1 protein-coding gene is annotated in these 1,436 nt (G+C 67.9%); it reads left to right on the plus strand.

Annotated features, from left to right (window positions below; all coding sequences use genetic code 11):
- Window positions 1-122: 122 nt before the first annotated feature.
- The gene (locus AC1RS9_RS14470) at window positions 123-1,430 is read left to right on the plus strand and encodes an ISL3 family transposase (protein ID WP_083604063.1); all 1,308 of its coding nucleotides are present in this window, start codon (window positions 123-125) and stop codon (window positions 1,428-1,430) included.
- The last annotated feature ends 6 nt before the right edge of the window (window positions 1,431-1,436 follow it).

A 1,436-nucleotide genomic window follows, 5' to 3' on the forward strand; every position in this document is an offset into this window, starting at 1 on the left:
GGCTCTTCACAGATGAGGGTGTAGCGCGTAGTCAAGGATCGAACGGCGTGGCGCTGCCCGGGTAGGCGTCGAGGCCTTCCGATGATGGAAGTTCTCACACTGCCCATCTGGAAGACCTCGACGTGCCTGACGCTACCTTCACCGACCCTGACCTGACCATGTTCTGCCGCTTGAATGAGCTCGGCCTTGAGGCCACCGGTCAGCGCCTCGAGCCCGCCGGTGCGGTCCTGGCCTGTCGAGTCGTCGAACCCGACCGCTGGTGCCGACGCTGTGGCTGTGAAGGAACCGCGCGCGGCACGGTTGTCCGCCGGCTGGCCCACGAGCCGTTGGGGTGGCGTCCGACGACGTTGGAGGTCACGGTCCGCCGCTACCGGTGCACCGGCTGCGGCCACGTGTGGCGCCAAGACACGTCTTTGGCGGCCGAGCCACGCGCGAAGCTCTCCCGGCGAGGGCTGGCGTGGGCGCTGGAGGGCATCGTCATCGCACACCTGACGGTCGCGCGGGTCGCTGAGGGGCTCGGGGTTGCGTGGAACACCGCCAACGATGCCGTCCTGGCCCAGGGCACACGCGTCCTGATCGAGGACCCGAACCGCTTCGACGGCGTCCGCGTGCTCGGCGTCGACGAGCACGTCTGGCGGCACACACGCAAAGGCGACAAATACGTGACCGTGATCATCGACCTGACCCCGATCCGCGACCGCAGCGGCCCAGCACGACTGCTGGACATGGTCGAGGGCCGCTCCAAGCGAGTCTTCAAGGAGTGGCTCGCCGCTCGCCCTCAGGCATGGCGTGAGGCCATCGAAGTCGTCGCGATGGATGGCTTCACCGGGTTCAAGAGCGCCACCGCCGAGGAACTGCCCGACGCGGCTGCGGTGATGGATCCCTTCCACGTCGTGCGCCTTGCCGGTGATGCCCTCGACCAGTGCCGACGCCGAGTCCAGCAGGAACTGCACGGGCACCGCGGCCGCAAAGACGACCCGCTCTACCGTGCGCGTAGAACGTTGCACACCGGCGCGGGCCTGCTCACCGACAAGCAGCAGACCCGCCTGCAGGAGCTGTTCGTGCTCGAGGAGCACGTGCCCGTCGAGGCGACCTGGGGGATCTACCAGCGGATGATCGCGGCCTACCGCGAGAAGGACCGATCCCTCGGCCGCGCGGCGATGGAGGCGCTCATCGACGCCGTCAGCCAAGACGTCCCCGCCGGGCTGGACGAGTTGCGCAAGCTCGGTCGGACCCTGAAGGCTCGCGCCACCGACGTGCTGGCCTACTTCGAGCGGCCTGGCACCAGCAATGGCCCCACAGAGGCGATCAACGGACGCCTGGAGCACCTGCGCGGCTCGGCCCTGGGCTTCCGCAACCTGACCAACTACATCGCCAGATCCCTGCTCGAGTCCGGCGGATTCAGACCTCAACTACACCCTCATCTGTGAAGAGCC

This window comes from Dermacoccus sp. MPR-E5 (assembly GCF_058809565.1).